This window comes from Methyloversatilis universalis FAM5 (genome assembly GCF_000214035.2).
Classification (GTDB): domain Bacteria; phylum Pseudomonadota; class Gammaproteobacteria; order Burkholderiales; family Rhodocyclaceae; genus Methyloversatilis; species Methyloversatilis universalis.
Genome location: NZ_AFHG01000052.1, coordinates 283,243 through 308,716, shown reverse-complemented (window position 1 = coordinate 308,716; position 25,474 = coordinate 283,243). Strand labels below are relative to the sequence as shown.

Below are 25,474 nucleotides of genomic sequence, written 5' to 3'. Positions count from 1 at the left end.
ACTCCGTTCCCCGCATGCGCGGGGATGAACCGGGTTCAGGTCGTCATTCCACCTTCGCTTGACTCCGTTCCCCGCATGCGCGGGGATGAACCGACCATCAGCGAAATGCGCGCGCAGGGCTACGACCCGTTCCCCGCATGCGCGGGGATGAACCGGCCGCCGTCGTCGGTCTGTCCGCCACGCTGCCCCGTTCCCCGCATGCGCGGGGATGAACCGCATTCGCGCCGCCGTGCTCGCCGAGCGCGACGAGTGGCGCACCGTTCCCCGCATGCGCGGGGATGAACCGTCATCGCCAGCGTTCAGTTCGAGATTGTTGATCCGTTCCCCGCATGCGCGGGGATGAACCGGCCATTCGCAGCACGTACTCCGTCAGATGGTCCCGTTCCCCGCATGCGCGGGGATGAACCGCTACTCGCGCCAGGCGAGCACCTTACCATCGACCGTTCCCCGCATGCGCGGGGATGAACCGCCCTGAAATGACGACGGGTCCTCGGTGTAGAGCCGTTCCCCGCATGCGCGGGGATGAACCGTCGTCAGCCATCTCTGCATCTTCGCGGCTGAACCGTTCCCCGCATGCGCGGGGATGAACCGTCCTTGAACGCCTTCTGGTTCGAGGCGTTGCGCCGTTCCCCGCATGCGCGGGGATGAACCGTGGGGCAATGCGATGGTAAAGGGCGCGGCGATCCGTTCCCCGCATGCGCGGGGAGGATTCCGCATAGTCCTTTCAGACCGTGACGGGGGAGGCCAGCGCCCTCATCTTATGGCTTGATCTCAGAGGTTGAACACGGCCTGAAGTACGCCGCCTTTTCGTCCAAGCTGCAGCCTGGCCACTTCGGCCACACTGGCCGGAACCACACTGGCTTCGCGCACCATCGCGTCGTCGGCGAGGCTGCGCGCTTACAACTTGGGATCCCTGCAGATGAGCAGCGCTGGCCCCGTCAATGACCGCTGATCAGCTCCGGTAATCCGCGTTGATCTTCACGTAGTCGTAGCTGAAGTCGCAGGTCCAGCAGGTAGCGCGGGCTTCGCCGCGGCCGAGTGCGACGCGGATGGTGATTTCCGCCGGTGCCATCGCGGCCGCGCCCTGCTCTTCCTTGTAGTCCGGGTTGCGGCCACCGTCCTTCGACACCAGGAAGTCGCCGATCCACAGGCTCACTTTCGAGGTGTCGAGGTCCATCAGCGACGGATGGTTCTGGGCGGCGTTGCCGACCGCGGCCAGGATGCGGCCGAGGTTGGGGTCGGAGGCGAAGAAGGCGGTCTTCACCAGCGGCGAGTGGGCGATGGCGTAGCCGACCGCCTTGCACTCGGCCACGTCGCGGCCCCCTTCGATTTCGATGGTGATGAACTTGGTGGCGCCTTCGCCGTCGCGGACGATGGCCTGCGCCAGTTCGGCGGCCAGCGAGGTGACCGCGTCGGCCAGCGCGCGGCCGTCGGCGCTGTCGAGCGAGGTGATTTCGGCGTGGCCGGCGGTGCCGGAGGCGATCAGCATGAAGGAGTCGTTGGTCGAGGTGTCACCATCGACCGTGACGCAGTTGAACGAGCGGTCAGCGGCGTGTTTCACCAGCGCCTCCAGCGCCGCCTGCGACAGCACCGCGTCGGTGGCGACGAAGCCCAGCATGGTGGCCATATTGGGCTTGATCATGCCGGCGCCCTTGCTGATGCCGGTGATGGTGACCTTGCGGCCGTCGATCTGAACTGTGCGCGAGCCGGCCTTGGCCACGGTGTCGGTGGTCATGATGGCGTGCGCCGCCTCGTACCAGTTGGCTTCGTCCAGATTGTCCATCGCGGCAGGAATGCCGCGCTCGATGCGGTCCACCGGCAGCGGCTCCATGATGACGCCGGTCGAGAAGGGCAGCACCTGTTCCGGCGCCAGTTCGAGCGCGCGGGCGACTGCGACGCAGGTGGCACGGGCGGCGATGAGGCCCGGTTCGCCGGTGCCTGCGTTGGCGATGCCGGTATTGATGACCAGCGCGCGGATGTCGCTGCGCGACAGGTGGTCGCGGCACACCTGCACCGGCGCGGCACAGAAGCGATTGACCGTGAATACGCCGGCCACGCGCGCGCCCGGCACCAGCGAAATCAGACAGAGGTCGCGGCGGTTGGCCTTGCGGATGCCGGCCTGGGCGATGCCCAGGCGCACGCCGGCGACCGGCAGCAGGGTTTCGGCGGAAGGCGTCTGGTAATTCACGGGCATGGCGGGCTCATCCAGTCAGGCAAAACACGCAGTTTACACGCGCAGGTGCCTTGCCTTCCGCAGCGCAGCGGATGCACCGGCCATGGTCCGAACGGACCACAGGGTCTTCATGGCAGTGAAAAGCCGCCCTCCTACCGTGCGGCCTTAACGCTTTCTTGCATTTACGAAGAAGCGGACCCGACCACTGCACAGGAGCTGACCATGCACGCATCCGCCCGCCTCACCCTCGCGCTGGCCATCGCCGGCGCCCTCGGCAGCGCACACGCCGCCCAGAACACGCTGACCGGCTGGGCGATGCTGCCGGCCGCCACTTTCTCCGACGGCCCGACCTCGGGCCAGTTCGCGTTCACCAACGGCGCCAGCCCGGAAAACAATCCGCCCTACCTGAACACCCAGCCGGTGCAAGGCTTCTCCGGGGTGCTGGCCGGCCCGAACGGCAGCTACCAGATGCTGGTGGACAACGGCTTCGGCGCCAAGGGCAATTCGGCGGACGCGCTGTTGCGCATGTACGCGGTGCAGGTGAACTGGGGCGCGCACAGCGTGAGCGCAGCCGGCTTCGGCAACGGCGCCGCCCTGCCCGCCTTCGACGCCGCCTCGCGCATCACGCTGAATGACGCAAACCGTAGGCTGCCCTTCGCCATCGTGGCCGACGGCGCGACCTACCCGGGCAGCAGCATCGCGGTGGACAGCCGCATCAGCAACGGCCGCCTGCTGACCGGCGCCGATCTCGACCTGGAATCGGTGCGCCGCGACCGCGCCGGCAATCTGTGGTTCGGCGAGGAATTCGGCCCCTTCCTGGTCAAGACCGACGCCGGCGGTACAGTGCAGAACGTGTTCCGCACGCCCAATGTGCTGGGCCTGGGCAGCAACCCGTATGTGCAGTCGCCGTCCAGCCCGCTCCCGAGCGGCGCGACCAATCTGCCGGGCTCCGGCGGCTTCGAGGGCATGGCGCTGAACGCCAGCGGCACCCATCTGTACACGCTGCTGGAGCGTCCGCTCACCACCGACAGCAACCAGAAGCGCCTGCTGGTGCAGGAATTCAGCCTGGCGGACGAGGCCTTCACCGGCCAGTGGTTCGGCTACCGGCTGGACGCGGACGGCACCAATATCGGCGACATGACCGCGATCGACGACCACCGCTTCCTGGTGATCGAGCGCAACGGCGGCACCGCCACCAGCGGCACGCCGTTCAAGAAGATTTTCATGATCGACAGCAGCCAGCTGGACGCCGAAGGCTTCGCGAAGAAGACCGAACTGGTGGACCTGATGAACATCGCCGACCCGGACGACCTGAACGGCGACGGCTCGACCACCTTCACCTTCCCCTACGTGACCATCGAGGACGTGCTGCTGCTCGACGAGCGCACGCTGCTGGTGGTCAATGACAACAACTTCCCGGGCGGCGGCGGCCGCGCGCTCACCTCGGACAACACCGAATTCCTGCGCATACAGCTCGCCAACCCGGTGCCGGAGCCGGAAACCTACGCCCTGATGCTGGCCGGCCTCGGCCTGATCGGTCTGGCCGCCCGCCGTCGCGGCTGAACCGGGAGACGTCTCAATGAATAAGCTTATCCTCTCGGCCGCCATTGCGGCACTCGCCAGCGGCGCGCAGGCGGCGGATTTTTCGCTGCGCGTGATCGGCGCAACCTCGCTGCCCACCGGCACGCTGTACCAGGGCGTGGAGTTCGGCGGCATTTCCAGCATCGACCGCGCCGCCGACGGCAGCTACTGGGCCATTTCCGATGATCGCGGCGGCGAGCGCGGCACGCCGCGCTTCTACAACCTGTCGCTGGACTACGACGCAAGCGGCTTCCACGGCGTCCGCATCAACAGCCAGACCTTCATGCAGCGGCAGGATGGCTCGACCTTCCCGGCCAATGCCCGCACGGTGGATCCGGAAGGGCTGCGCGTGGCGCCGAACGGCAATCTGTACTGGTCGTCGGAAGGTAACTGGAGCGCGAATGCGGCGGCCCGCTACCAGCCCTTCGTGCGGGAAATGACGACCTCGGGCGCCTTCGTGCGCGAATTCGCGACACCGGCGATGTACAACTATGTCGATAACGCCAGCACCGGCGGCCGCAGCAACAAGCTGTTCGAAGCGCTGACCGTGGCGCCGGACGGTACCGTGTTCGTCGCCAACGAGGACGCGCTGATCCAGGACGGCAACATCACGACGCTCAATGCCGGCAGCGTGGTGCGCGTCACCGCGCTCGATCCGGTCAGCGGCGGCGCCCGCGCGCAGTACGCCTACGCACTGCCGCCGATTCCGGTCGATGCCGCCCCCGGCGCGCCTTTCGGCCCGGACAACGGTCTGCCCGAACTGCTGGCGATTTCCGACACGCAGTTCATCGCCATCGAACGGGCCTTCGCCTCCGGCGTCGGCAACACGATACGGATCACGCTGGCCGAAATCACCGCCGACACCACCGACGTGTCCGCCTTCGCCAGCCTGGCCGGCGCGGCCTACACGCCGATGCGGCGCGAACTGCTGCTGGAAATGCCCCTCACCTACCAGGGCATCACGCTGGACAACATCGAAGCGGTCAGCTGGGGCCACACGCTGGCCAACGGCCACCGCACGCTGGTGCTGGCCGCCGACAACAACTTCAGCGGCAGCCAGAGCACCCAGTTCATCGCGCTGGAAATCGCGCCGGTACCCGAGCCGGAACAGTACGCGCTGCTGCTGGCCGGCCTCGGCCTGCTCTCACTCGCCCATCGCCGCACCCGCCGCTGATCACGGAGAACATCGATGAAAACCGCCCTGAAACCGCTGGCCGCCGCCCTGCTGCTTGCGTCGGCCGCCGCCCACGCGGACACCGTCCGCTTCGCCACCTTCAACGCCTCGCTGAACCGCGACGCCTCGGGCCAGCTGCTGTCCGACCTCGCCAACCCGCTCGCCGCCGGCGTCGGCAGCGCGGTGGCCAACCGCATCCAGCAGGCGCACAACGTGGCCGAAATCATCCAGCGCGTGAATGCCGACGTGCTGCTGGTGAATGAGTTCGACTTCGACCTGAACGGCACGCCCACCGCCAGCAGTCAGGCCATGGGTCTGGGCTATTCGAGCAATGCCGCGAAGCTGTTCCAGGACAACTTCCTGTCCGCCGGCCATGGCAACGCGGTGCGCGGCCTGACTTCGGGCGTGCAGTACGCCTGGCGCTACACGCCCAATACCAATACCGGTCTGGCCTCAGGCTTCGATCTGAACAACAGCGGCACGGTGGGCGGCGGCGACGACGCTTTCGGCTTCGGCAGCTTCGGCGGCCAGTACGGCTTCACGATCTATTCGAAGTACGAAATCGTGTCGGTGCGCAGCTTCCAGACCTTCCTGTGGAAGGACATGCCGGGCAATCTGCTCACCAATGACCCGACCGGCAACCGGCTGACCGACTTCTACTCGCAGGACGAAATCAACGCACTGCGCCTGTCGTCGAAGAACCATGTGGACGTGACGGTGCGCATCAACGGTCAGGACGTGCATTTCCTGACCGCCCATCCGACCCCGCCCACCTTCGACGGTGCGGAAGACCGCAACGGCAAGCGCAACCACGACGAAATCCGCTTCTGGGCCGACTACGTGGCCGGCGCCAGCTACATCTACGACGACCAGGGCACGGCGGGCGGGCTGGCCGCCGGTGCCAGATTCGTCATCGCCGGCGACTACAACGCTGATCCGCTGGACGGCGACAGCTTCAAGGGCGTGGTCGGCGGCAAGGACTACAACGCCATCGGCCAGCTGCTGAACAACCCGCGGGTGAACACCTCGGTCACGCCTTCGGCACCGGGCGGCGTCGACGCCGCCACCCACCCGAGCAACAACGGCAACGCCAACCAGAATCACCTCGGCGATCCGGCGCAGGACACGGCCGACTTCAGCGACGCGGCGCCGGGCAATCTGCGGGTCGACTACGTGCTGCCGTCGGCCAATCTGCAGATCGAGGGCGCCGGCATCTTCTGGCCGGCCGACCCGGACCGCAGCGCGCCGAACACCACCGGCGACGCATACGATCTGGTCGGCAATTTCCGCGACCCCAGCCTGTACGCGAACTACCCGAGTTCAGACCACAAGGCGGTGTGGGTGGATGTGCAGATCGCCAGCGTGCCGGAGCCGGAACAGTACGCGCTGCTGCTGGCCGGCCTGGGCCTGATCGGCTGGGCCGCCCGCCGCCGCTGCGGCTGACGGTTCAGCGACGCGGGCCGGACTGTTCCAGCGCCAGCCCGGCCAGCCGGGCGAAGTGCAGCAGGCCTTCCTGGGTGTTTTCCGGGAACACCGGGCGAGAGGGCGCGCGGTCGATGTAGAGCACGCCCACCACCTGTCCGTGCGCCTCGACCGGTACCAGCATCTGGTGCCGGTCGCCGAGCGCGGCACGCAGCCGGGTGAGCGACGGCAGGCCGGGTGCCGGCACGAAGCCGGCCGCAACGTCGATGATGCGGGCGTGATCGACCAGTTCGGTCAGCGCGTCGCGTGGCGCGCCGGCGAGCAGGAAATTGAAATGCCGCATCAGCTGTTGCGCCCCCAGCCCTTCGGTGGCGCGGGCGGACAGCTGTGCGCGGTTGGCGGTGACCAGCGCCAGTACGGCGCGGTCGGCGCCCAGCGTGCGACCGGCGCCTTCGAGTGCCAGATCGAGCACAGCGGTGCTCGCCGCCTGCAGCGCGATCAGCGACACGATACGGCGCGCCACGTCCAGTTCCGCCAGCGGATCCGGTTCGGCGTCGCCGGCCGGGGCATCGGCGCCGGCATCCACCGCGCGACTGGCCTGAGGAATGCGCTGGGCGGCGTCCTCGCAGCCGTAGAAGCCGGCGATGCGGGCCGCCTCCTTGGCGTGGGCAGCCACCACCGGCGCCACTTCATTCACGCCCAGCTTGAGCAGCTTGGCGTAGTCGCGCACCGCGGAGCGGGCACGTTCGGAATCCCAGCCGCCTTCGGCCGCCTCGGCCAGCCGGTAGCCGGCGACGATGAGGCCTTCGCGGCTGTCAGGCCGCACACCGTCGCCGCGCGCGCTGGCCACCAGCGAGGGCAACGTCCATTCGCGCGCCAGCCGCTGGGTCAGCGAGCGGAGCCGGAAGCCCAGCATGTCCATTTCGATCTGTTCCGGCGCGCCGCGCTGCTCGCGCAGCGCCCGGTCCAGACGCAGACCCACGTCGCCGGAAAAGCACCAGAAGGCCATTTCGCCGATGTGCGACAGCAGCGTGGCGATGAACACCTCTTCCGGCGAGGTGTCGCCGCGCGCCTGCGCGGCGTGCCGGGCATGCACCGCGGCGTGGAAGCAGCGGGCCATTTCGGCCGCCACCCGTTCGCGCACCCCGCCGGCCAGGAAGGCGTCGATCAGCGCGACCGACACCGCGATATTGCGCACGGTGTCAAAACCGAGCACCACGATGGCGCGCGAAATCGTGCTGACGCGGTGGCTCTCGCCACGGAAGAACACCGAATTGGCCATGCGCAGCACACGCGCGGTCATGCCGGCATCGCGCAGGATGATGCGGCCGAGCGCGGACGCAGGACTGGCTTCGTCACCCGCCACTTCGCCAATGGCGGCCAGCGTGGCGCTGAAGATGGGCATGTCCTGGTTGCGCAGGCGCTCGATCCAGGCGGACAGCGGATCGGTGGCAGCGACAGAGGAAGCGCTCATGGGCGGAATCCGGACATGGAAATGGCTTTCATGCCCGGCTAACGGCGCGCAGACGGGAAAGCTTGAGCGCAGGCTGCCGCGCCGGGGCTGCCCGGGCGGCGGCCAGACACGCGGTGCTTACTTGACCAGCAGCACCGGGCGGTTGGAATGGTGCAGCACACCGCTGGCAATCGAGCCGAGCGCGAAGCTGGCCAGCGCACCGTGGCCGCGGCGGCCCATCACGATCAGTTCGCAGTCCTGCTGTTCGGCGTAACGGGCAATGGTTTCGGCCGGCGGGCCGACGTGCAGATGCACCACCGGCTCGATCTTCGCGTTGCGCAGGGTGTCCAGCGCGGAGCGGATCGCGTCCTGCCCCTCTTCGCGGTAGTAGTCGTTCAGCGCTTCGCGGCTCACGTGATGCTGCAGCAGGCCGCCGGGCACCGGCGCATGAACGAACAGCAGATGGATTTCCGGCGCGGCGGTGAGCTGGGAAGTCAGGCGCAGCACTTCGGCGGTGGCGCGCACGCCGTGGTCGGAGCCGTCGACGGCAAGCAGGATACGCATGGTGGTCTCTCGACGTATTGTTATAGGAAGAGCGCTAAGTATGGCAGATGAGGCCGTTCCACAGCCCGTCGCCCAGCGTCGATGCCCGCGCCAGTCCGGCCACGCCGAAGCCGAGCACCAGCAGGCCGGCCGCCCGGCGCAGCACCGGGTGCCGGGTAAGGCCGCGCAGCCGGGTCAGCAGCATGCCGGCCAGCAGCAGATTGGGCAGCGTGCCGAGGCCGAACGCGACCATGATGAGCGCGCCGCTTGAGGGCGATCCGGACAGCAGCGCCAGCCCCAGCATGCTGTAGACGAGGCCGCAGGGCAGGAAACCCCACAGCAGCCCGACCCCCAGCGCCTGGGCCGGCGAGCGCGCCGGCAGGAAGCGGCGCGCCAGCGGCTGGACGCGCGTCCACAGCGGCCGGCCGAGCGCCTCGACCGGCGCCAGCAGCCGGGTGTAGCCGGCCAGATAGGCGCCCAGCGCAATCATCATCACATTGGCCAGCACGTAGAGCGTCATCTGCACCGGTGCGGCGCGACCGGCCAGCAGGCTCACGCCGCCGACGCCACCCGCCACCGCGCCGGCCAGCGCGTAGCTGCTGATGCGGCCGCCGCTGTAGGCGAGGTGCATGGCCAGCGCCGGCAGCTGGCCGCGCCAGCCCGGGCGCCGCGCCTGCGGCACGCCGGCCGAAATGGCCGACACGATGCCGCCGCACATACCCGCACAATGCACGCCGCCGAGCAGGCCGACGACGAAAACCGCTGCAAGACCGAGATTCATTCAGGAAACACGCCGGGCCGTAAACCGCGCGGCCGCTGCCGCGCTTACACCACCTTAGAGTAGCGCACCGTTTCGCTGTCCAGACGCAGATAGCGGTCGAACACCATGCAGACGGCGCGCACCAGCAGCCGGCCACGCGGCGTGATGGCGATCCAGTCCGGCTCCAGTGTGAGCAGTCCGGCCTCTTCCAGTTCCGCCAGTTCCTGCAGTTCCGGGGCGAAGTACTTGCGGAAATCGATCGCGTAGGCGCTTTCGATCGCCTCGATCGACAGTTCGAAATGGCACATGAGCGCGCCGATCACCGCGCTGCGCACGCTGTCGTCCGGCGTCATGTCCAGACCGCGCATGACCGGCAGCTGGCCGTCGTCGATGGCCTGGGTCCAGCTTTCTATCGTGCGGTGGTTCTGCGCGAAGCTGGCGCCGACGCGGGAAATGGCCGACACGCCCAGCCCGATCAGATCGCAGCCGGCGTGGGTGGAATAGCCCTGGAAGTTGCGCTGCAGCCGGCCGTGGCGCTGCGCCATGGCCAGTTCGTCGTCTGGACGGGCGAAATGGTCCATCCCGACATGGACATAGCCGGCTTCGTGCAGCCGGTCGATGGCCAGACGCAGCAGCTGCGGCCGCACTTCGGGGCCCGGCAGCATGGATTCGTCGATGCGCCGCTGCGGCATGAACTGCTTGGGCAGGTGGGCGTAGTGATAGATGGCGACCCGGTCCGGCGCCAGCCGCACCAGGGTGGCCAGCGTGGCGTCGAAACTGTCCAGCGTCTGGCCGGGCAGACCGTAGATGAGGTCAATGCCGGTAGAGACGAAACCGTTGTCGCGCGCCGAGCGCAGCACGATTTCGGTTTCTTCCACGCTCTGGATGCGATTGACCGCACGCTGCACCACCGGGTCGAAATCCTGAACGCCGACGCTGATGCGGTTGAAACCGAGCGAGCCGAGGTGGGCGATGCGGGCTGCCGACACGCCGCGCGGATCCATCTCGATCGAGCACTGCGCGCTGTCGGACAGCCGGAAGTGGGTGCGCAGCCCCTCGATCAGCCGGGTCATCTGCGCATCGCTCAGGAAGGTGGGCGTACCACCACCCAGATGCAGCTGGGCCACCTCGCGACTGCCCTTCACCAGCGCCGCCTTCATCGCCATTTCGCGCAGCAGCGTGTCAACATAGGTGTCGGCGCGCGCGTGGTCCTTGGTGATGATCTTGTTGCAGGCGCAGTAGTAGCAGATGGTGTCGCAGAACGGGATATGGACGTAGATCGACAGCGGACCTGCGCTGGCGGTACGTGCGCCCAGACGCCCGGCGTGGGCCCGTGCGTCGTGCGAGAAATTGAAACGGTCTGCGGTGGGGTAAGAGGTGTAACGCGGCCCGGGCACGTCAAAACGACGCATCAACTGCGGGTCGAACACCAGTTCCTTTGCGACATTCATGATTTGTTGGCACACTTTGCGTTATGTTCATCATGCAAGCGCACCCTTTGTTGCGCATTGATCGCAATCAATGAACAGCGTATCGATACCCATCACGACGCAGGGACTTCAGGTCGCCTGCTCCGCCTGCAACCTCCGCGAGCTGTGCATGCCGGTCGGTCTGTCCGACGATGAGCTGGAACGCGTCGACACGCTGATCGGCGCCCGCCGCAAGGTGGCGCGCGGCATGCCGCTCTATCTGTCGGGTGAGCCCTTCCAGTCGCTGTACGCGATCCGCACCGGCTTCTTCAAGACCGAAGTCATTTCGGAAGACGGCCGCGAACAGGTGACCGGCTTCCAGATGGCCGGCGAACTGATGGGGCTGGACGGCATCGGCACCGGCAACCACAACTGCGACGCCCGCGCGCTGGAAGACAGCGAGGTGTGCGTGATTCCGTTCAACCGGCTGTCCGAACTGTCGCGCGAGATCGACACGCTGCAGCATCACTTCCACAAAGTGATGAGCCGCGAAATCGTGCGCGATCAGGCGGTCATGATGCTGCTCGGCACCATGCGCGCGGAAGAACGGCTGGCGGCCTTCCTGGTGAACCTGTCGCAGCGCTTCGCGTCGCGCGGCTATTCGGCCACCGAATTCAATCTGCGCATGACGCGCGAGGAAATCGGCTCCTACCTCGGTCTCAAGCTCGAAACCGTGAGCCGCGGCCTGTCGCGGCTGCAGGACGAAGGTCTGCTGTCGGTCAGCAACAAGAACATCCGCATCCACAAGCTGGACGATCTGAAGAAGGCGATGAGCCCGCGCTGCTGACGGTGCGGTGACGACCGTGAAAAGAAAAAGGCGCCCCAGGGCGCCTTTTTCTTTGCCGGCGCGGCGCGATGCATCCCGCGGCTGGCCCGGCGCCGCGGCCTTATCCGCCGCAGGCGCGGGCGAAATGCGCCAGCACCCGTTCCTCTGCGTCGGCGTTCAGGCAGTCAATGCGCTGATCGATCTGCATCGACCGCAACCAGGTGATCTGCCGCTTCGCCAGCTGACGCGTGGCATAGATGCCGGTGTCACGCAGCGCGGCGGCATCGATCTCACCCTCCAGAAAACTCCAGGCCTGGCGGTAACCGACGCAGCGCATCGACGGCATGCCCGGGTCGAGACGGTATCGCGCCCGCAGGGCACGCACTTCCTCGACCAGACCCTGCGCCAGCATCTGGTCGAAACGCCGCTCGATGCGGGCGTGCAGCCAGGCGCGGTCCGACGGTTCCAGCGACAGCACGGTGAGCGGCGGCAGCGGCGCATCGTCCTCGCGCTTCGCATAGCTTTCGGCCAGCGGGCGGCCGGTCAGCGTGACGATTTCCAGCGCGCGCTGGATGCGCTGCGCATCGGTGGGCTTGAGCCGGGCGGCGGCATCCGGGTCGAGTGCGGCCAGTTCGGCGTGCAGCGCCGGCCAGCCCTGCTCCGCCGCGCGGCGGTCGATGTCTGCGCGCAGCGCCGGGTCGGCTTCCGGCAGGTCGGACAGCCCCTCGCGCAGCGCCTTGATGTACAGCATGGTGCCGCCGGCCAGCAGCGGAATGCGGCCGCGCGCATGGATGTCGCCGATCAGCCGCCGCGCGTCCGCGGCGAAGCGGGCGGCGGAGTACGCCTCTTCCGGCGACACGATGTCGATCAGATGGTGCGGGCACAGCGCCTGTTCCTCGGCGCTGGGCTTGGCGGTGCCGATGTCCATGTCCCGGAACACCAGCGCCGAATCCACGCTGACCAGTTCGACCGGCAGCGCCTGCGCGATGCGGGCCACCGCCGCTGTCTTGCCGCTGGCGGTCGGACCGAGCAGCACCAGGACCGGGGGCGCAGACACAGACGGAGCGGCCATGTCAGCGACCGCGCATGAACAGGCGGTCCAGTTCGGCCATGCTGAGCTGCACCCAGGTCGGCCGGCCGTGATTGCACTGGTCGGCGCGTTCGCAGGCTTCCATGTCGCGCAGCAGCGCATTCATCTCCGGCAGCGTGAGCAGACGGTTGGCGCGCACCGCGCCATGGCAGGCCATGGTGGCCAGCAGTTCGTTGCGCCGCCGTTCGACCACCTGGCTGGCGGGCGCCTCGCGCAGTTCTTCCAGCAGCGCACGCAGCAGCGCACCGGTGTCGGCGCGCGCCAGCAGCGCCGGCACCGCGCGCACCATCAGCTCGTTCGGGCCGGCCTGACCGATGTCGAAGCCGAGCTTTTCCAGCACGTCGGCGTATTCGAAAGCGGTCGCCACTTCGCGCGCGCTCATCGCCAGCACCGCCGGGATGAGCAGGCGCTGCACCGCCGGCTCACCTTCGAGCACCTTCTTCAGCTGTTCGTACAGGATGCGCTCGTGCGCCGCGTGCATGTCCACCAGCACCAGACCGGCGGCGTTCTGCGCCAGCACATACACGCCCTGCAGCTGGGCCAGCGCGAAGCCCAGCGGCGGCGCGTCGGCCTGCTGGGCCGGCAGATCGGGGCGGGCTGCCGGCGCAAGCGCAGCCGGTGAGGTGGCAGAGCCACCCGCCGCCGGGGCGTCCTGCCGGACGAAATCGAAATAGCGCGCCAGCGGCTGCTCCAGCGCCATGCCCTGCTGACGGGGCACCCAGGCAGACGCCGGCGGGGCGAAGGACGTCGACTGCAGCTCGCTCGCCGCGGACGCGGATGCGCCCTGCATGGCCGGCACGATGGACGGCGCCAGCGCGCGCTCGACCGCATGGAACACGAACTGGTGCACGCCGCGCGAATCGCGGAAGCGCACTTCGGTCTTGGCCGGGTGGACGTTAACGTCGACCGCGCGCGGATCGAGCTCGATGAACACGACGTAGGCCGGATGGCGCGCGCCGTGCAGCACGTCGGCATAGGCTTCGCGCAGCGCGTGCGCGAGCAGGCGGTCGCGCACGAAGCGGCCATTCACGAAGCAGTACTGTGCGTCGCGGCCGGCACGCGAGAAGGCCGGCTGCGCGGCAAAGCCGCTCACCCGGATCTGGCCGGCATCTGCCTCGACCGGCCGCGCGTGCTGCATGAATTCGTCACCCAGCAGCGCGCGCACCCGGCTCGCCATGTCGCCGGCCGGCAGGCGCTGCATCAGCCGGCCGTTGTGCATGAGCTGGAAGGCCACCTGCGGCACCGACAGCGCGATGCGGCCGAACACGTCGTCGCAGTGGCCGTACTCGGTCTGTTCGGTACGCAGGAATTTCCGGCGCGCAGGGGTGTTGTAGTAGAGGTCGGCCACATCGACCACGGTGCCGGCATCGAGCGCGGCCGGTTCGACCTCGCCCTCGTTGTCGATGCGCCAGGCATGGGCACTGCCGGTTTCCCGGCTGGTGATGCTGACGCGGGCGACGCTGGCGATGGACGCCAGCGCCTCGCCGCGGAAGCCCATGGTGGCCACCGCTTCGAGGTCGTCCAGCGAAGCGATCTTGGAGGTGGCGTGGCGGGCCAGCGCCAGCGGCAGGTCCTCGCGCGGCATGCCGCAGCCGTCGTCGGCCACCCGCAGACGCTTCACGCCGCCGGCTTCCAGCTGCACCCGGATGTCGCGGCTGCCGGCGTCCAGACTGTTTTCAAGCAGTTCCTTGAGCACCGAAGCCGGGCGCTCGACCACTTCGCCGGCGGCAATCTGGCTGATCAGCAGGTCGGGCAGCAGGCGGATGGCGGGCATGACGGGGTGCGCGACCGGGCGCGCAGGACGGGATTCGGACCGCGATTCTACGGGCCGCAATACGCATCCGCTATCATCGCCGCTCGTTTTCAGCCGGCCCCGACATGGAACTGCTCGCCACCTTCATCGACCTCATGCTGCACCTGGACAAGCACCTCGCGATGCTGGTCGCCCATTACGGCGCCTGGGTGTACGCCATCCTGTTCATCATCGTGTTCTGCGAAACCGGCCTGGTGGTGACGCCTTTCCTGCCCGGCGATTCGCTGCTGTTCGTGGCCGGCGCGCTGGCGGCGGCCGGTGGCATGCATATCGGCCTGCTCATCGTGCTGCTGGTGATCGCGGCGGTGCTGGGAGACGCGGTGAACTACTCGATCGGCGCCTGGTTCGGCCCCAAGGTGTTCCGCTGGGAAAATTCGCGCTTCTTCAACCGCGAGGCCTTCGACCGCACCCATGCCTTCTACGAGAAGCACGGCGGCAAGACCGTCATCATCGCGCGCTTCATGCCGCTCATCCGCACCTTCGCGCCCTTCGTGGCCGGGGTGGCGCAGATGAGCTACGCGCGCTTCGCGCTGTTCAACGTGACCGGTGCGGTGATCTGGGTGGTGTCGCTGTCGCTGGCGGGTTACTGGCTCGGCAATCAGCCCTGGGTCAAGCAGAACCTGACCCTGGTCATTCTCGCCATCATCGCGATATCACTTGCGCCACTGGCAGTGGCCTGGGTGAAATCGAAGCTGGCCGCGAAAGCCGCGCCAGATCGGGCAGCCTGATGCGCGGCCAGCAGGCCTCCAGCGCCACGCTGTAGCGCTCGGCGCCGGCCACGATGACCACCACGCCGGCGCGCTGAACGTCGGCCAGCAGGTGTTCGGCCTTCAGGCCGGCCCGGGCGTTGGCTTCACGGCCGAAGGCCGCCTCGGCGCCCTCGCCCAGATGCAGGTAGAGCAGCGCCGCGTGTTCGCGCGCCTGCTGCAGCGAAGGCCGCCACTGCTCGGAGGTGATCGGCGCATCGTTGGCCGCTTCCAGTTCGACCCGCATCAGCGGCTGGTCGCGCAGCCGGGCCAGCGCCATCGCCAGCGCGTCGCACTGCACGTCCTGACCGCCGCAGATGAGCACGCCGCCGTGATCGACACGCGCCAGCGTGCGCAGCAGCTGGCCGAAACGCCGGCTGCCTGCCTTCACACCGGGTGCGCGTACGCGTTCGAGCGGTTCCATCTTCATTGCGGCTTCGATTCCTTCTGAGGCCGGGGTGGCGCCGATATCCGCCTTGCGGCGCAGCCCCACACACTGCCCGGGTTGTCGTACGCTGTCGGTCATGGACCTTATGACAGCCTGCAAGTCGATTCTGCGCGCGCTCTGTTGCGCCGCGATAGCCAACTTGATCACGGGCTGTTCGGGCACCGGCCAGAAACCCGCGCCAGTGGCCGATTCCATGCATCCTAAACAGATTGTTAAAAGTGACATCGACCGGGTTCTGGAGGCTCATCACCGGGAAGTGTTCGCCAGTCTGGAGCGGCTGGCCGACAAGCTGTACCGGCGAAACCCGCGCGAATGGCGGCGTGCAGGGCTGGACAGCCGCGAAGCGGCGATGGCCCGGCTGTTCGCCACCCAGCACGACTGGCGGCTGAAGGAATTCGACGGCCGGCGGGGCATCGAAGTGATGCGCATGGCCTTCGCCAGCGACTTCGGTGGCGACCGGGTGGCCGCGCTGATCGCCGGGATGGGCGGCATGATCCAGACCGCCTGGGGCGACCGCAGCGAACTGTTCATCATGGACGAGCTGGATCCGCAGTCGCTGTCGAACTGCGCGCGCAACCTCGAGATCGCCGCCTGGAAACTGGCCCAGTCGCGTGACGAGGCTGGTCATCCGCTGTTGCTGTCCAACGAGATCGGCGCCGACGGCACACGCAACCTCAGTTTCGAGCGCGAGATCGGCAAGATGATCGGCTGGCTCGACATGAGCTCGACCATCGTCGCCGACAAGAACCGGCGGGTGGTCACCCGCATCCTGCAGTCGCTGGCCACCGCGGTCTTCCTGCCGGTCCGCTGAGCGGGGACGCCAGCGGCCGGGCGGCTGGGCGATAATCGCGCCTTGATCCACCCGATCCGGCCCGGTGCCGGCGCCCCATGAAATCCGTCGTCATCCTCATTTCCGGCCGCGGCAGCAATATGCGCTCCATCGTCGAGGCCGGTCTGGCCGCCGACATCCGTGCGGTGATCAGCAACCGGCCGGACGCCGCCGGTCTGGATTACGCCCGCGAGCGCGGCATCGCCACCGCGGTGGTCGACCACCGGAACTACCCGGACCGCGCCCACTTCGACCGCGCACTGGCCGCCGAAATCGACCGCCACGCCCCGGATCTGGTGGTGCTGGCCGGCTTCATGCGCATCCTGACGCCGGAATTCGTCGATCACTACAGCGGCCGCATGATCAACATCCACCCGTCGCTGCTGCCCGCCTTCACCGGCCTGCACACCCACCGGCGCGCGATCGAGGCCGGCTGCCGCGTGGCCGGCGTGACCGTGCACTTCGTGACCGGCGAACTGGATGGCGGTCCCATCATCGCCCAGGCGGCGGTGCCGGTCCTGGCCGGCGACGACGAGAACACGCTGGCCGCCCGCGTGCTGAAGCAGGAACACGTGCTCTACCCGCAGGTGGTGCGCTGGTTCGTGGACGGCCGGCTCAGCCTGCGCGACGGTCGCGCGGTGCTGACCGGCGACGCGTCCGCCGGCGACGCCGCGCTGTGCGTACCGGGTGCGGATGACTGAGCCGCTGTCCCGTCCGCGGCTGGCGATCGCGCTGGCCGCGTCGCTGCTGCTGCACCTGCTGCTGTTCGGCGGCCTGCACGGCATCGAACACAGCGCTGAACCGGACGATGGACCGGTGATCCACGCTGCGCTGGTCGCCCCTCCGCCGCCGCCCCCGCCACCCGAGCCCGCACCGGCGCCCGCGGCCCGCCCGGTGCCGAAGGCCCCGCCGCGGGTGCGCCAGCCCCGCCCTGCGCCCCCGGTCAGCGAACCCTCCGCCAGCACCGCGCCGGCCACACCGGTCAGCCCGGCCGAACCGTCGGCCACGAGCGAGCACGCGCAGGCCGACGCCGGCACCGGTGCGCGCGACCAGGCCGGCGAAGACCACATGCCGCCGCCGGTCGACGACGCAGTGGCGGTGAAGCCGCAGGACGTACTCCCGGGCGAGGCAAAGCTCGAGTTCGACGTGTATCGCGGCGACGCGCTGCGCATCGGTGAAACCCGCTACCACTGGGTGCATGACGGCCAGCGCTACCGCATGGATACGGTGACCGAAACCACCGGTCTGGCCGCGCTGCTCAAGCCGTTGCGCATCGACCAGCGCAGCGAGGGCGAGGTCACCGACGACGGCCTGCGGCCACAGCGTTTCAGCCAGACCTCGTCCTCCGGCAAGCCGGCGGACGAAACGGTGCTGTTCGACTGGGCCGGCAGTCGGGTTATGCTCCGCAGCGGCGCGAAAACCGCGGACGAGGCGCTGACGCCCGGCGCGCAGGACATGGCCAGCCTGTGGCTGGAAGTGATCTGGCGTGCCCAGTACGGCGGAAACTTCGATTTCGCGGTGGCCACCGGCCGTCGCTACAGCCCGCGCTGGTTCGTGCCGGACGAGGACAGCAGCAGCCTGGACACCGGCCTCGGCCGCCTGCTGGTGAAGCGGGTGGCCATGCGCGCGCCGCCCGGTGACAACCAGATCGAGGTGTGGCTGGCCCCCGATCTGCGCTGGCTGCCAGTGCGCATCCGCTACACCGACCGCAAGGGCGATGTGTACGACCAGCGGGTGCGCCGCATCGAATACGACCAGCGGACGCTGACCGCCACCGCGTCCGCCCCCACAGGCAGCACGTCGCCCTCCGGCGCCGCGCCCGCCCCCGATTCAGACCTTCCGATCTTCCTGCGATGAAACCGAACGAAAAACTGATTGATGCCACCGCCGACGTGCTGGGCCGACTGCTGCGCTTCGAATACCCGGCCGATGGCGTGCTGTCCGCCTACTTCCGCGAACAGCGCGCGCTGCAGTCACGCGACCGCGCCTTCATCGCCGAGCACGCCTATCTGGTGCTGCGCCGGCTGCGCTGGCTGCGCGCCATCGCCGGTGAGCATGCCGGCGCGCGCAAGCTGCTGATCGCCGCGCTGGCCCGCATCCAGGGCCTGGGCGTCAAGCAGCTGGCGCCGCTGGTATCGCGCAAGGAAGCGGAATGGCTGGAAACGCTGGCGCAGAGCAAGGCGGACGAACTGTCGCTGGGCGAGCGCACCGACCTGCCGGACTGGGTGATCGAGCGCCTGTCGGCGCAGATGGACGAAGCCGCGCTGCTGTCACTGGCGCGCGCGCTGAACCAGCAGGCGCCGCTGGACCTGCGCATCAACCTGATGAAGACCGATCGCGAGGCCGTCATGGCCACGCTGGCGAACAACGGCCTCACCGCCGAGCCGGGCCGTTATTCGCCGTGGGCGCTGCGCCTGAACGAGCGGCCCTCGCTGTCGAAGAATCCGCTGTACGAGAAGGGCATCATCGAGGTGCAGGACGAAGGCAGCCAGCTGCTGGCGCTGCTGCTGGCCCCGCGGCGCGGCGAGATGGTGGTCGATTTCTGCGCCGGCGCCGGCGGCAAGACGCTGGCGATCGGCGCGATGATGCGGTCGACCGGCCGGCTGTACGCCTTCGACGTGTCGGAAAAGCGGCTGATCAAGATGCGGCCGCGGGTGGCGCGCTCCGGTCTGTCCAATGTGCATCCGGTGCTGATCGACAGCGAAGCCGACACCAAGGTGAAGCGTCTGGCCGGCAAGATAGACCGGGTGCTGGTCGATGCGCCCTGCTCCGGCCTGGGCACGCTGCGCCGCAATCCGGACCTGAAATGGCGGCAGACGCCGCAGGCGGTGACCGAACTGGTGGCCAAGCAGCGCGCCATCCTGGCCGGCGCGTCGCGTCTGGTGAAGGCCGGCGGCCGGCTGGTGTACGCCACCTGCAGCCTGCTGAACGAAGAGAACCGCGGTGTGGTCGATGACTTCCTGGCCAGCCACCCGGATTTCGTCCGCGTGCCGGTCAATGAGCTGCTGGCGGCGGCGCGGATCGAACTCGACACCGGCATCGATCTCGAGCTGCGGCCCGATCTGCACGGCACCGACGGCTTCTACGCCGCAGTGCTGGAGCGCCGCGCCGCCGACGGCAAACAGGAACAGAAGAACGAGGAGTGATGCGTGAGGAGTGATCTGCGTGGCGCGCTGTTCGCCGCCCTGCTGCTGGCAGCAGCACCGCTGAGTGCCGGCAGTACCCTGCCGGCGGAAGGCAAGGTCGAAGTGGCCTTCGCCCCTTGGGACGACGTGGAACGGCTGGTGATGGACCAGATCGATGGCGCGCGCCAGGCGATCTACGTGCAGGCCTATACGCTGACCAGCCGCAACATCGCGAAAACCCTGATCGCCGCAGCCGAGCGCGGCGTGAAGGTGGAAGTGCTGGCCGACCGCGACAAGGTGCTGAAGGACGAACGCAGCGCGGTACCGCGCATGGCCGGCAACGGCGTGACCGTGTGGCTGGACGGCAACCACGCCGCCGCACACAACAAGGTGATGGTGGTCGATCCGGACGGACGCGAACCGGTGGTGCTCACCGGCTCGTACAACTTCAGCTACTCCGGCAAGAGCGAGAACGCGGAGAACGTGCTGGTGGTGAGCGGCCACCGCGCGCTTGCGCGGACCTATCTCGAGAACTGGAAGCGCCACCGCGCGAAATCGGTCAGCTTCAACGACGCGGTGATGGCGCATCAGGCGGCCGAGCGCGCCGGGGAAGCCCAGGCGCAATGACGGAAATCTCGTTTGAAGCGCTGATGCGGCTGCTGGGCCAGAACAGCACACGCATCGAGCTGGCGGTCATCGCCGGCTGCCTGCTGCTGGCCGGTCTGCTGAGCCGGCTGATCAAGCGCCGCCAGCGCGCCAAGACCGATTACGACAGCCTGAGTGCAGCCGCGCGACTGGGCGTGGACGGCCTGCAGCGCCTGCTGTTCCCGCTGACCGGCGTGGCCACGCTGAGCGCGGCCCGCGCCCTGTACGGCGCGCTGCACCAACCGCCGGTGCTCATGCATCTGGTGATCGCGATGCTGGTCGCCATGGGCGTGATCCGGATGACCGTCTATGCGCTGCGCCAGGTGTTCTCGCCGGCCGGCTGGCTGAGCACCTTCGAATTCCTGATCGGGCTGACCATCTGGACCGCCTGGGCGCTGCACGCGCTGGACATCCTGCCCGAGGTGATCGACTGGCTGGACCACCAGCAGGTGGCGCTGGGCAAGCAGAAGCTGTCGCTGTGGGCGCTGATGCAGGGCGGCGCCTGGGTGCTGGTGACGCTGATTGTCGCCATCTGGCTGTCCGGTTCGGTCGAGCGCAAGCTGATGCGGGCGCCGCTGGACAGCAATCTGCGCATCGTGCTGGCGCGCCTGTCCAAGGTGGCGCTCATGTTCCTGGCGCTGATGATCACGCTGCCGCTGGTCGGCATCGACCTGACCGCGCTGTCGGTGTTCGGCGGCGCGCTCGGTGTGGGCCTCGGTTTCGGCCTGCAGAAGATCATGGCGAACTACGTGTCCGGCTTCATCATCCTGCTCGACCGCTCGATCCGCATCGGCGACCTGATTTCGGTCGGCAGCGACCGCGGTCAGGTGCAGCAGATCACCACCCGCTACACCGTGCTGCGCAGCCCGTCCGGCGTGCAGTCCATCGTGCCGAACGAAACGCTGATCAGCTCGGTGGTGCAGAACGAAGGCCTGTCCGACCGCGAGGTGAGGCTCGCGGTGACGGTGCAGGTCGGCTATGCGGACGATGTCGAGCGGGCGCTGTCCATCCTGGAGGAATGCGCCCGGGTGCACGAGCGGGTGCTGCCTGAACCGGCGCCCCGCGCCTTCCTGCATTCCTTCGGCGATTCGGGCATCAACCTGGAACTGGGCATGTGGATCACCGACCCGGAAAACGGCACGCTGGGCATCCGCTCGGCGGTGCAGCTGGAAATCCTGCGGCGCTTCCGGGCCGAGAACATTGAAATTCCCTTCCCCCAGCGCGAGATACGTGTGCTGAATCCGGCCGACAACGTTGCACTTTGTGACGCAAAGACTTGACGCTGCGCAAATTGACCGCTAGCCAAGGTCGCGTAGAATCCGCATCTTCAAATACGTGTATCAAGGAAAGTCCTGAATGCTGACTGGTCTTATCGACCTGCCCTGGTGGGGCTATATCGTCGTCGCGCTGGTGTTCACCCACATCACCATCGCATCGGTCACGATCTACCTGCATCGCCACCAGGCGCACCGCGCGCTCGAACTGCATGCCATTCCGAGCCACTTCTTCCGTTTCTGGCTGTGGATGACCACCGGCATGGTCACCAAGGAATGGGCCGCCATCCACCGCAAGCACCACGCCAAGTGTGAAACGCCGGAAGACCCGCACAGCCCGCAGGTCCTCGGCATCAAGAAGGTGCTGCTGGAAGGTGCCGAGCTGTACCGCGCCGAAGCCAAGAACGCCGAAACCATGCGCCGTTACGGTCATGGCACGCCGGATGACTGGGTCGAGCGTCACCTCTACACCGGCCGCTCGGCACTCGGCATCCGCCTGATGCTCATCATCAACGTCGTTCTGTTCGGCCCGATCGGCCTGACGATCTGGGCGGTGCAGATGGCGTGGATCCCGATCTGGGCCGCCGGCGTGGTGAACGGTCTCGGCCATTACATCGGCTACCGCAACTACGACTGCAACGACGCGGCGACCAATCTGGTGCCCTGGGGCATCATCATCGGCGGCGAGGAGCTGCACAACAACCACCACTCGTTCGCGACCTCGGCCAAGCTGTCGTCCAAGTGGTACGAATTCGACATCGGCTGGATGTACATCCGCATCCTGGAAATCCTCGGTCTGGCCAAGGCCAAGAAGACCATTCCGCAGCCGCGTTTCGAAGCGCGCAACGTGGTCGATACCCAGACCCTGGAAGCCATCATCACTCATCGCTATGACGTGATGACGCGCTACATGAAGTCGCTGCGCTCGATCTACAACGAAGAGATCGAGAAGCTGCGCAGCAACAACGCGGCGCTGGCTGACAGCGAACGCTTCCAGCGCTTCAAGGGCTGGCTCACCCGCAGCGAGAACGCACAGCCGGCCAGCGACGACGCCGAGATGGAATCGATGCTGTCGAGCAGCAGCCGTCTGGCTACGGTGCATGCCATGCGTCAGGAACTGACGGCGCTGTGGGCCCGCTCCACCGCCTCCAGCGAACAGCTGCTGAAGCAGCTGCAGGACTGGTGCGCACGTGCGGAATCCAGCGGCATCAAGCAGTTGCAGGAGTTTTCGCTGCGTCTCAAGACTTACGCGATCTGATCCGCATACGCCGCACCCGAAAGCCGGAAGTGCTCTGCACTTCCGGCTTTTTACTTGGGTCAAACCAAATGCCGGTGTTTGACTCAAAATAAGGTGTGCCGAGCCGATAGAATCTGCAGGAGCCATGCAGCAGTCTCAGCACGACCGACACCGTGGCGGTGGCGGTCGATAACAACGAGAAGGAGTCCATGATGTTTCGCCACGTACTCGTACCCATCGACGGTTCCGATCTTTCCCGGGCGGCTGTCAAGCACGCCATCTGCTTTGCCAAGGACGTGAAGGGCCGCGTCACCTTCCTGTACGTGATGAAGGATTATCACGTGTCGGCGCTGCACAGCGAACAGGACGAGGAGAACATCGACCCGATCGCGCCGAACGATTTCAGTGACGCGATGCGTACCCACGCTGACCGCATCCTGCAGGCAGCCCGCGCGGAAGCCACCGACGAAGGCGTTCAGGTGGATACGCTGGCCGTCACCAATGACGAACCGCACAAGGCCATCATCGAGGTGGCGCTGAAGCGCGAAGCCGACGTGATCTTCATGGCCTCGCACAGCCGTCGCGGTCTGGCCAGCCTGCTGCTGGGTAGCGTGACGCAGAAGGTGCTGTCGAACTCGAAGATTCCGGTGCTGGTGTATCGCTGAAACGCGACACTGCACCGCATAAAGGAAACGGGGGCCGCGAGGCCCCCGTTTTCATTTGCGCCCGACGCAGCGGTCGGCGCAGGCCGGCATCTTTTCCGCCATCCAGGACGAGATGAGGCTGGACGCCCCCGCCACGCACCAGAAGCCGAAGAAGCCGATCGTATAGGTGGCGAGCGGCGAGAAATGCACCGGCTCGCCGAGCAGGTACAGTTCCTGCGGATTGATCAGGCTGAAAAAGGCGGTTTCCGCGACCGCCGCAACCAGGAAGGACGGCCAGGACACCAGGGCGAACAGTCGCCCGAAACGACCCGGCACGCGGCGGGTTTCCACCGCCTCGAAATCGACTTCAGCCACCGCTCGCCTCCACCGTCAGACTGTCCTGCAAACGCCAGGCTTTCGCTTCGTCCTCGATCACCAGCTTCCAGTGGGTGGTCTGCAGCGCCTGCACCACGCCGCTGTAGCGCCCGCCTTCGCCGTCGAACAGCAGATCGCGGTCCAGTTCGCTGCGGGTCGGGTGGATGAGCTGCACATGCACCCGCTGCGGCAGCTTCGCAGCGTCGGCCATCGCAAGCTTCAGCTCGATGCGGGTGGCACCGCCAGCGGCCGGCGTCGCCGACAGGCTGGCCTGCACGCCCAGGTCGGCCGCCGCCTTCTCGCGCTCGATCACGCGGTTGATGGTCAGACCCTGCTTGTAATAGTCGTCGGCCACCAGCGCGGTATTGCCGGTGGCCGCCAGCCAGGTGGTGATGGCGCCGGCCACGATGACGATGGCCGGGCCGGACATCAGCAGCCAGGGCCAGCGGTGACGGTACCAGGGCGCCTGAACGGACGGATCATGGAGCATGGTGTTTACCTCGGCTGCAGGAAGGAGGTCTTTTCATGCACCCGGACATCCGGTGCATCGACCGCCTGCAGATTGAAATGGATTTCGTGCGAACCCGGCTCCAGCGCTTCGGCATCGACCCGGACATGGGCCGGCAGGTCGACCGAGCCGGTGGCCGGCACGTCGATCTGTTCCAGATCGGCGATGGCGGCGCCCGGAATGCCGTCGACCGTCAGCACGAAGCGGCGGTCCACCTCGGAGGTGTTCATGACGCGCAGCCGATACACGTTCTCGATCTTGCCGCCCTCGACCTCGCGCGCCAGCGTGGCGCGGTCGCGCAGCACATTCATCTTGACCGGGGTGCGGGTGAACAGCGACCAGGCGAAACCGGACACGATGAACAGCAGCAGGCTGGTATAGAGGATGACGCGCGGGCGCAGGATGTGCGCCATCACCTCGCGCCAGCCCTCGTGCGCCGGCTTCTTGTCGAGCAGCGTGCGTTCGGTGGTGTAGGCGATCAGGCCACGCGGGCGGCCGAGCTTGTCCATCACCTGGTCACAGGCGTCGATGCACAGCGCACAGCCGATGCACTCATACTGCAGGCCGTTGCGGATGTCGATGCCGGTCGGACAGACCTGCACGCACCATTCGCAATCCACGCAGTCGCCCACGGTCTGGCCTTCACGCGCCTTCTTCTTGCTGCCGCGCGGCTCGCCCCGATTGACGTCGTAGCTGACAATGAGGGTATCCGGGTCGAACATGACGCCCTGGAAGCGGGCATACGGACACATGTACTTGCACACCTGCTCGCGCAGGTGGCCGGCGAACACGTAGGTGAAGGCGGCGTAGAAGAACATCCAGAAGGTTTCCCAGGAGCCGAGTGCCCCGCTGGCAACCTCCGAACCCAGTTCGCGGATCGGCGTGAAATAGCCGACGAAGGTGAAACCGGTCCACAGCGCGATGGCCGCCCACACCCCGTATTTCGCGCTGCGCAGGCCGAGCTTGCGCGCACTCAGCGGCGCGGCGTCCAGCTTCATCCGCGCCGAACGGTCACCTTCGATCTTGCGCTCCACCCACATGAAGATTTCGGTATAGACCGACTGCGGACAGGCATAGCCGCACCAGATGCGTCCGGCGACCGCGGTCACCAGGAACAGCCCCAGCGCGCTGATGATGAGCAGGAAGGTAAGGTAGAGCACGTCCTGCGGCCACAGGACCAGCCCGAAGATGTAGAACTTGCGCTCGACCAGATGGAAGAGCACGGCCTGACGGTCGTTCCAGGGCAGCCAGGCCAGGCCGTAGAACACCAGCTGGGTGATCCATACCATGGCCCAGCGTACGGTGTTGAACCGCCCCTGGATGCTGCGCGGCTGTATCTTCTTCCGCGCAGCGTAGAGAGACCCCTCGTCCGGCGCGACCTCGGTGATCGGAATCACCC

Annotated in this window: 24 protein-coding genes and 1 CRISPR repeat array (1 of these 25 cut by a window edge); of the genes, 13 read left to right on the top strand and 11 right to left on the bottom strand. The window is 67.4% G+C overall.

The features are described 5' to 3' along the window. Window positions 1-713: direct repeats of the CRISPR family, unit length 29 nt; unit sequence CCGTTCCCCGCATGCGCGGGGATGAACCG; it reaches 303 nt to the left of the window's first position. 239 nt (window positions 714-952) lie between these two features. Beyond that, complete coding sequence (gene argJ, locus METUNV1_RS12485; RefSeq protein ID WP_008062236.1) at window positions 953-2,194, bottom strand: bifunctional glutamate N-acetyltransferase/amino-acid acetyltransferase ArgJ; 1,242 nt, start codon at window positions 2,192-2,194, stop codon at window positions 953-955. Between the two features lie 201 nt (window positions 2,195-2,395). Between argJ and METUNV1_RS12480 the strand changes: the two genes are divergently transcribed. From METUNV1_RS12480 to METUNV1_RS12470, 3 genes are read left to right on the top strand one after another with little or no spacing between them, the layout of a single operon-like run. Continuing rightward, window positions 2,396-3,736 (top strand): esterase-like activity of phytase family protein, encoded by a 1,341-nt coding sequence (locus METUNV1_RS12480; RefSeq protein WP_008062235.1) that lies wholly within the window; start codon window positions 2,396-2,398, stop codon window positions 3,734-3,736. Between the two features lie 16 nt (window positions 3,737-3,752). Beyond that, the gene (locus METUNV1_RS12475; protein WP_008062234.1) at window positions 3,753-4,928 is read left to right on the top strand and encodes an esterase-like activity of phytase family protein; all 1,176 of its coding nucleotides are present in this window, start codon (window positions 3,753-3,755) and stop codon (window positions 4,926-4,928) included. A gap of 15 nt (window positions 4,929-4,943) precedes the next feature. Further along, window positions 4,944-6,371 (top strand): endonuclease/exonuclease/phosphatase family protein, encoded by a 1,428-nt coding sequence (locus METUNV1_RS12470; protein ID WP_008062233.1) that lies wholly within the window; start codon window positions 4,944-4,946, stop codon window positions 6,369-6,371. A gap of 4 nt (window positions 6,372-6,375) precedes the next feature. Here the strand turns inward: METUNV1_RS12470 and METUNV1_RS12465 are convergent, their stop codons facing one another. The 4 genes from METUNV1_RS12465 to hemN form a co-directional block, all read right to left on the bottom strand. Further along, window positions 6,376-7,824, bottom strand: coding sequence for an HDOD domain-containing protein (locus METUNV1_RS12465; protein ID WP_008062232.1), 1,449 nt, complete (start codon window positions 7,822-7,824; stop codon window positions 6,376-6,378). 117 nt (window positions 7,825-7,941) lie between these two features. Continuing rightward, on the bottom strand, window positions 7,942-8,367 hold the full coding sequence (locus METUNV1_RS12460; RefSeq protein WP_008062231.1) for a universal stress protein: 426 nt from the start codon (window positions 8,365-8,367) through the stop codon (window positions 7,942-7,944). A gap of 34 nt (window positions 8,368-8,401) precedes the next feature. After that, complete coding sequence (locus METUNV1_RS12455; protein ID WP_043359805.1) at window positions 8,402-9,127, bottom strand: sulfite exporter TauE/SafE family protein; 726 nt, start codon at window positions 9,125-9,127, stop codon at window positions 8,402-8,404. A gap of 44 nt (window positions 9,128-9,171) precedes the next feature. After that, entirely contained in the window at window positions 9,172-10,557 is a 1,386-nt protein-coding gene (hemN, locus tag METUNV1_RS12450; protein ID WP_008062229.1) for an oxygen-independent coproporphyrinogen III oxidase, read from the bottom strand. A 70-nt stretch (window positions 10,558-10,627) separates the two neighbouring features. On the opposite strand from hemN, the gene fnr reads away from it, so the two are divergent. Beyond that, window positions 10,628-11,362: a fumarate/nitrate reduction transcriptional regulator Fnr gene (gene fnr, locus METUNV1_RS12445; protein ID WP_008062228.1), complete on the top strand. Its 735-nt coding sequence runs from the start codon at window positions 10,628-10,630 to the stop codon at window positions 11,360-11,362. A gap of 100 nt (window positions 11,363-11,462) precedes the next feature. Here fnr and miaA read toward each other — a convergent pair whose 3' ends face one another. Then, window positions 11,463-12,413 carry a tRNA (adenosine(37)-N6)-dimethylallyltransferase MiaA gene (gene miaA / locus METUNV1_RS12440; RefSeq protein WP_008062227.1) on the bottom strand — a complete coding sequence of 317 codons (951 nt, stop codon included), beginning with the start codon at window positions 12,411-12,413 and terminating at the stop codon, window positions 11,463-11,465. Between the two features lies 1 nt (window position 12,414). Further along, on the bottom strand, window positions 12,415-14,205 hold the full coding sequence (mutL, locus tag METUNV1_RS12435) for a DNA mismatch repair endonuclease MutL (RefSeq protein WP_008062226.1): 1,791 nt from the start codon (window positions 14,203-14,205) through the stop codon (window positions 12,415-12,417). 104 nt (window positions 14,206-14,309) lie between these two features. Here mutL and METUNV1_RS12430 point away from each other — a divergent pair, with 104 nt between their 5' ends. Then, window positions 14,310-14,972 (top strand): DedA family protein, encoded by a 663-nt coding sequence (locus tag METUNV1_RS12430; protein WP_008062225.1) that lies wholly within the window; start codon window positions 14,310-14,312, stop codon window positions 14,970-14,972. On the opposite strand, the gene METUNV1_RS12425 is transcribed toward METUNV1_RS12430, so the two are convergent. Further along, on the bottom strand, window positions 14,887-15,420 hold the full coding sequence (locus METUNV1_RS12425) for a hypothetical protein (RefSeq protein ID WP_008062224.1): 534 nt from the start codon (window positions 15,418-15,420) through the stop codon (window positions 14,887-14,889). The genes METUNV1_RS12430 and METUNV1_RS12425 overlap by 86 nt on opposite strands. A 274-nt stretch (window positions 15,421-15,694) precedes the next feature. Here METUNV1_RS12425 and METUNV1_RS12420 point away from each other — a divergent pair, with 274 nt between their 5' ends. From METUNV1_RS12420 to METUNV1_RS12385, 8 genes are all read left to right on the top strand, one after another. Continuing rightward, window positions 15,695-16,249, top strand: coding sequence for a hypothetical protein (locus tag METUNV1_RS12420; RefSeq protein ID WP_232416213.1), 555 nt, complete (start codon window positions 15,695-15,697; stop codon window positions 16,247-16,249). A 77-nt stretch (window positions 16,250-16,326) separates the two neighbouring features. Further along, entirely contained in the window at window positions 16,327-16,968 is a 642-nt protein-coding gene (gene purN / locus METUNV1_RS12415; protein ID WP_043359801.1) for a phosphoribosylglycinamide formyltransferase, read from the top strand. Further along, window positions 16,961-18,124, top strand: a complete 1,164-nt coding sequence (locus METUNV1_RS12410; RefSeq protein WP_008062219.1) for a DUF3108 domain-containing protein — start codon at window positions 16,961-16,963, stop codon at window positions 18,122-18,124. The genes purN and METUNV1_RS12410 overlap by 8 nt, the downstream gene beginning before the upstream one ends. Beyond that, window positions 18,121-19,413, top strand: a complete 1,293-nt coding sequence (locus tag METUNV1_RS12405; RefSeq protein ID WP_008062218.1) for an RsmB/NOP family class I SAM-dependent RNA methyltransferase — start codon at window positions 18,121-18,123, stop codon at window positions 19,411-19,413. Before METUNV1_RS12410 ends, METUNV1_RS12405 begins: the two co-directional genes overlap by 4 nt. A 3-nt stretch (window positions 19,414-19,416) precedes the next feature. After that, window positions 19,417-20,019: a phospholipase D family nuclease gene (locus METUNV1_RS12400; protein WP_008062217.1), complete on the top strand. Its 603-nt coding sequence runs from the start codon at window positions 19,417-19,419 to the stop codon at window positions 20,017-20,019. Then, entirely contained in the window at window positions 20,016-21,317 is a 1,302-nt protein-coding gene (locus METUNV1_RS12395) for a mechanosensitive ion channel family protein (RefSeq protein ID WP_008062216.1), read from the top strand. The genes METUNV1_RS12400 and METUNV1_RS12395 overlap by 4 nt, the downstream gene beginning before the upstream one ends. A gap of 76 nt (window positions 21,318-21,393) precedes the next feature. Then, entirely contained in the window at window positions 21,394-22,569 is a 1,176-nt protein-coding gene (locus METUNV1_RS12390; RefSeq protein ID WP_008062215.1) for a DesA family fatty acid desaturase, read from the top strand. 188 nt (window positions 22,570-22,757) lie between these two features. Then, window positions 22,758-23,213 carry a universal stress protein gene (locus tag METUNV1_RS12385; protein WP_008062214.1) on the top strand — a complete coding sequence of 152 codons (456 nt, stop codon included), beginning with the start codon at window positions 22,758-22,760 and terminating at the stop codon, window positions 23,211-23,213. Between the two features lie 51 nt (window positions 23,214-23,264). Here the strand turns inward: METUNV1_RS12385 and METUNV1_RS12380 are convergent, their stop codons facing one another. From METUNV1_RS12380 to ccoG, 3 genes are read right to left on the bottom strand one after another with little or no spacing between them, the layout of a single operon-like run. Continuing rightward, complete coding sequence (locus METUNV1_RS12380; RefSeq protein ID WP_008062213.1) at window positions 23,265-23,567, bottom strand: hypothetical protein; 303 nt, start codon at window positions 23,565-23,567, stop codon at window positions 23,265-23,267. Beyond that, entirely contained in the window at window positions 23,560-24,057 is a 498-nt protein-coding gene (locus METUNV1_RS12375) for a FixH family protein (RefSeq protein ID WP_008062212.1), read from the bottom strand. Before METUNV1_RS12375 ends, METUNV1_RS12380 begins: the two co-directional genes overlap by 8 nt. A 5-nt stretch (window positions 24,058-24,062) precedes the next feature. Next, entirely contained in the window at window positions 24,063-25,472 is a 1,410-nt protein-coding gene (gene ccoG, locus METUNV1_RS12370) for a cytochrome c oxidase accessory protein CcoG (protein ID WP_008062211.1), read from the bottom strand. Window positions 25,473-25,474 lie beyond the last annotated feature (2 nt).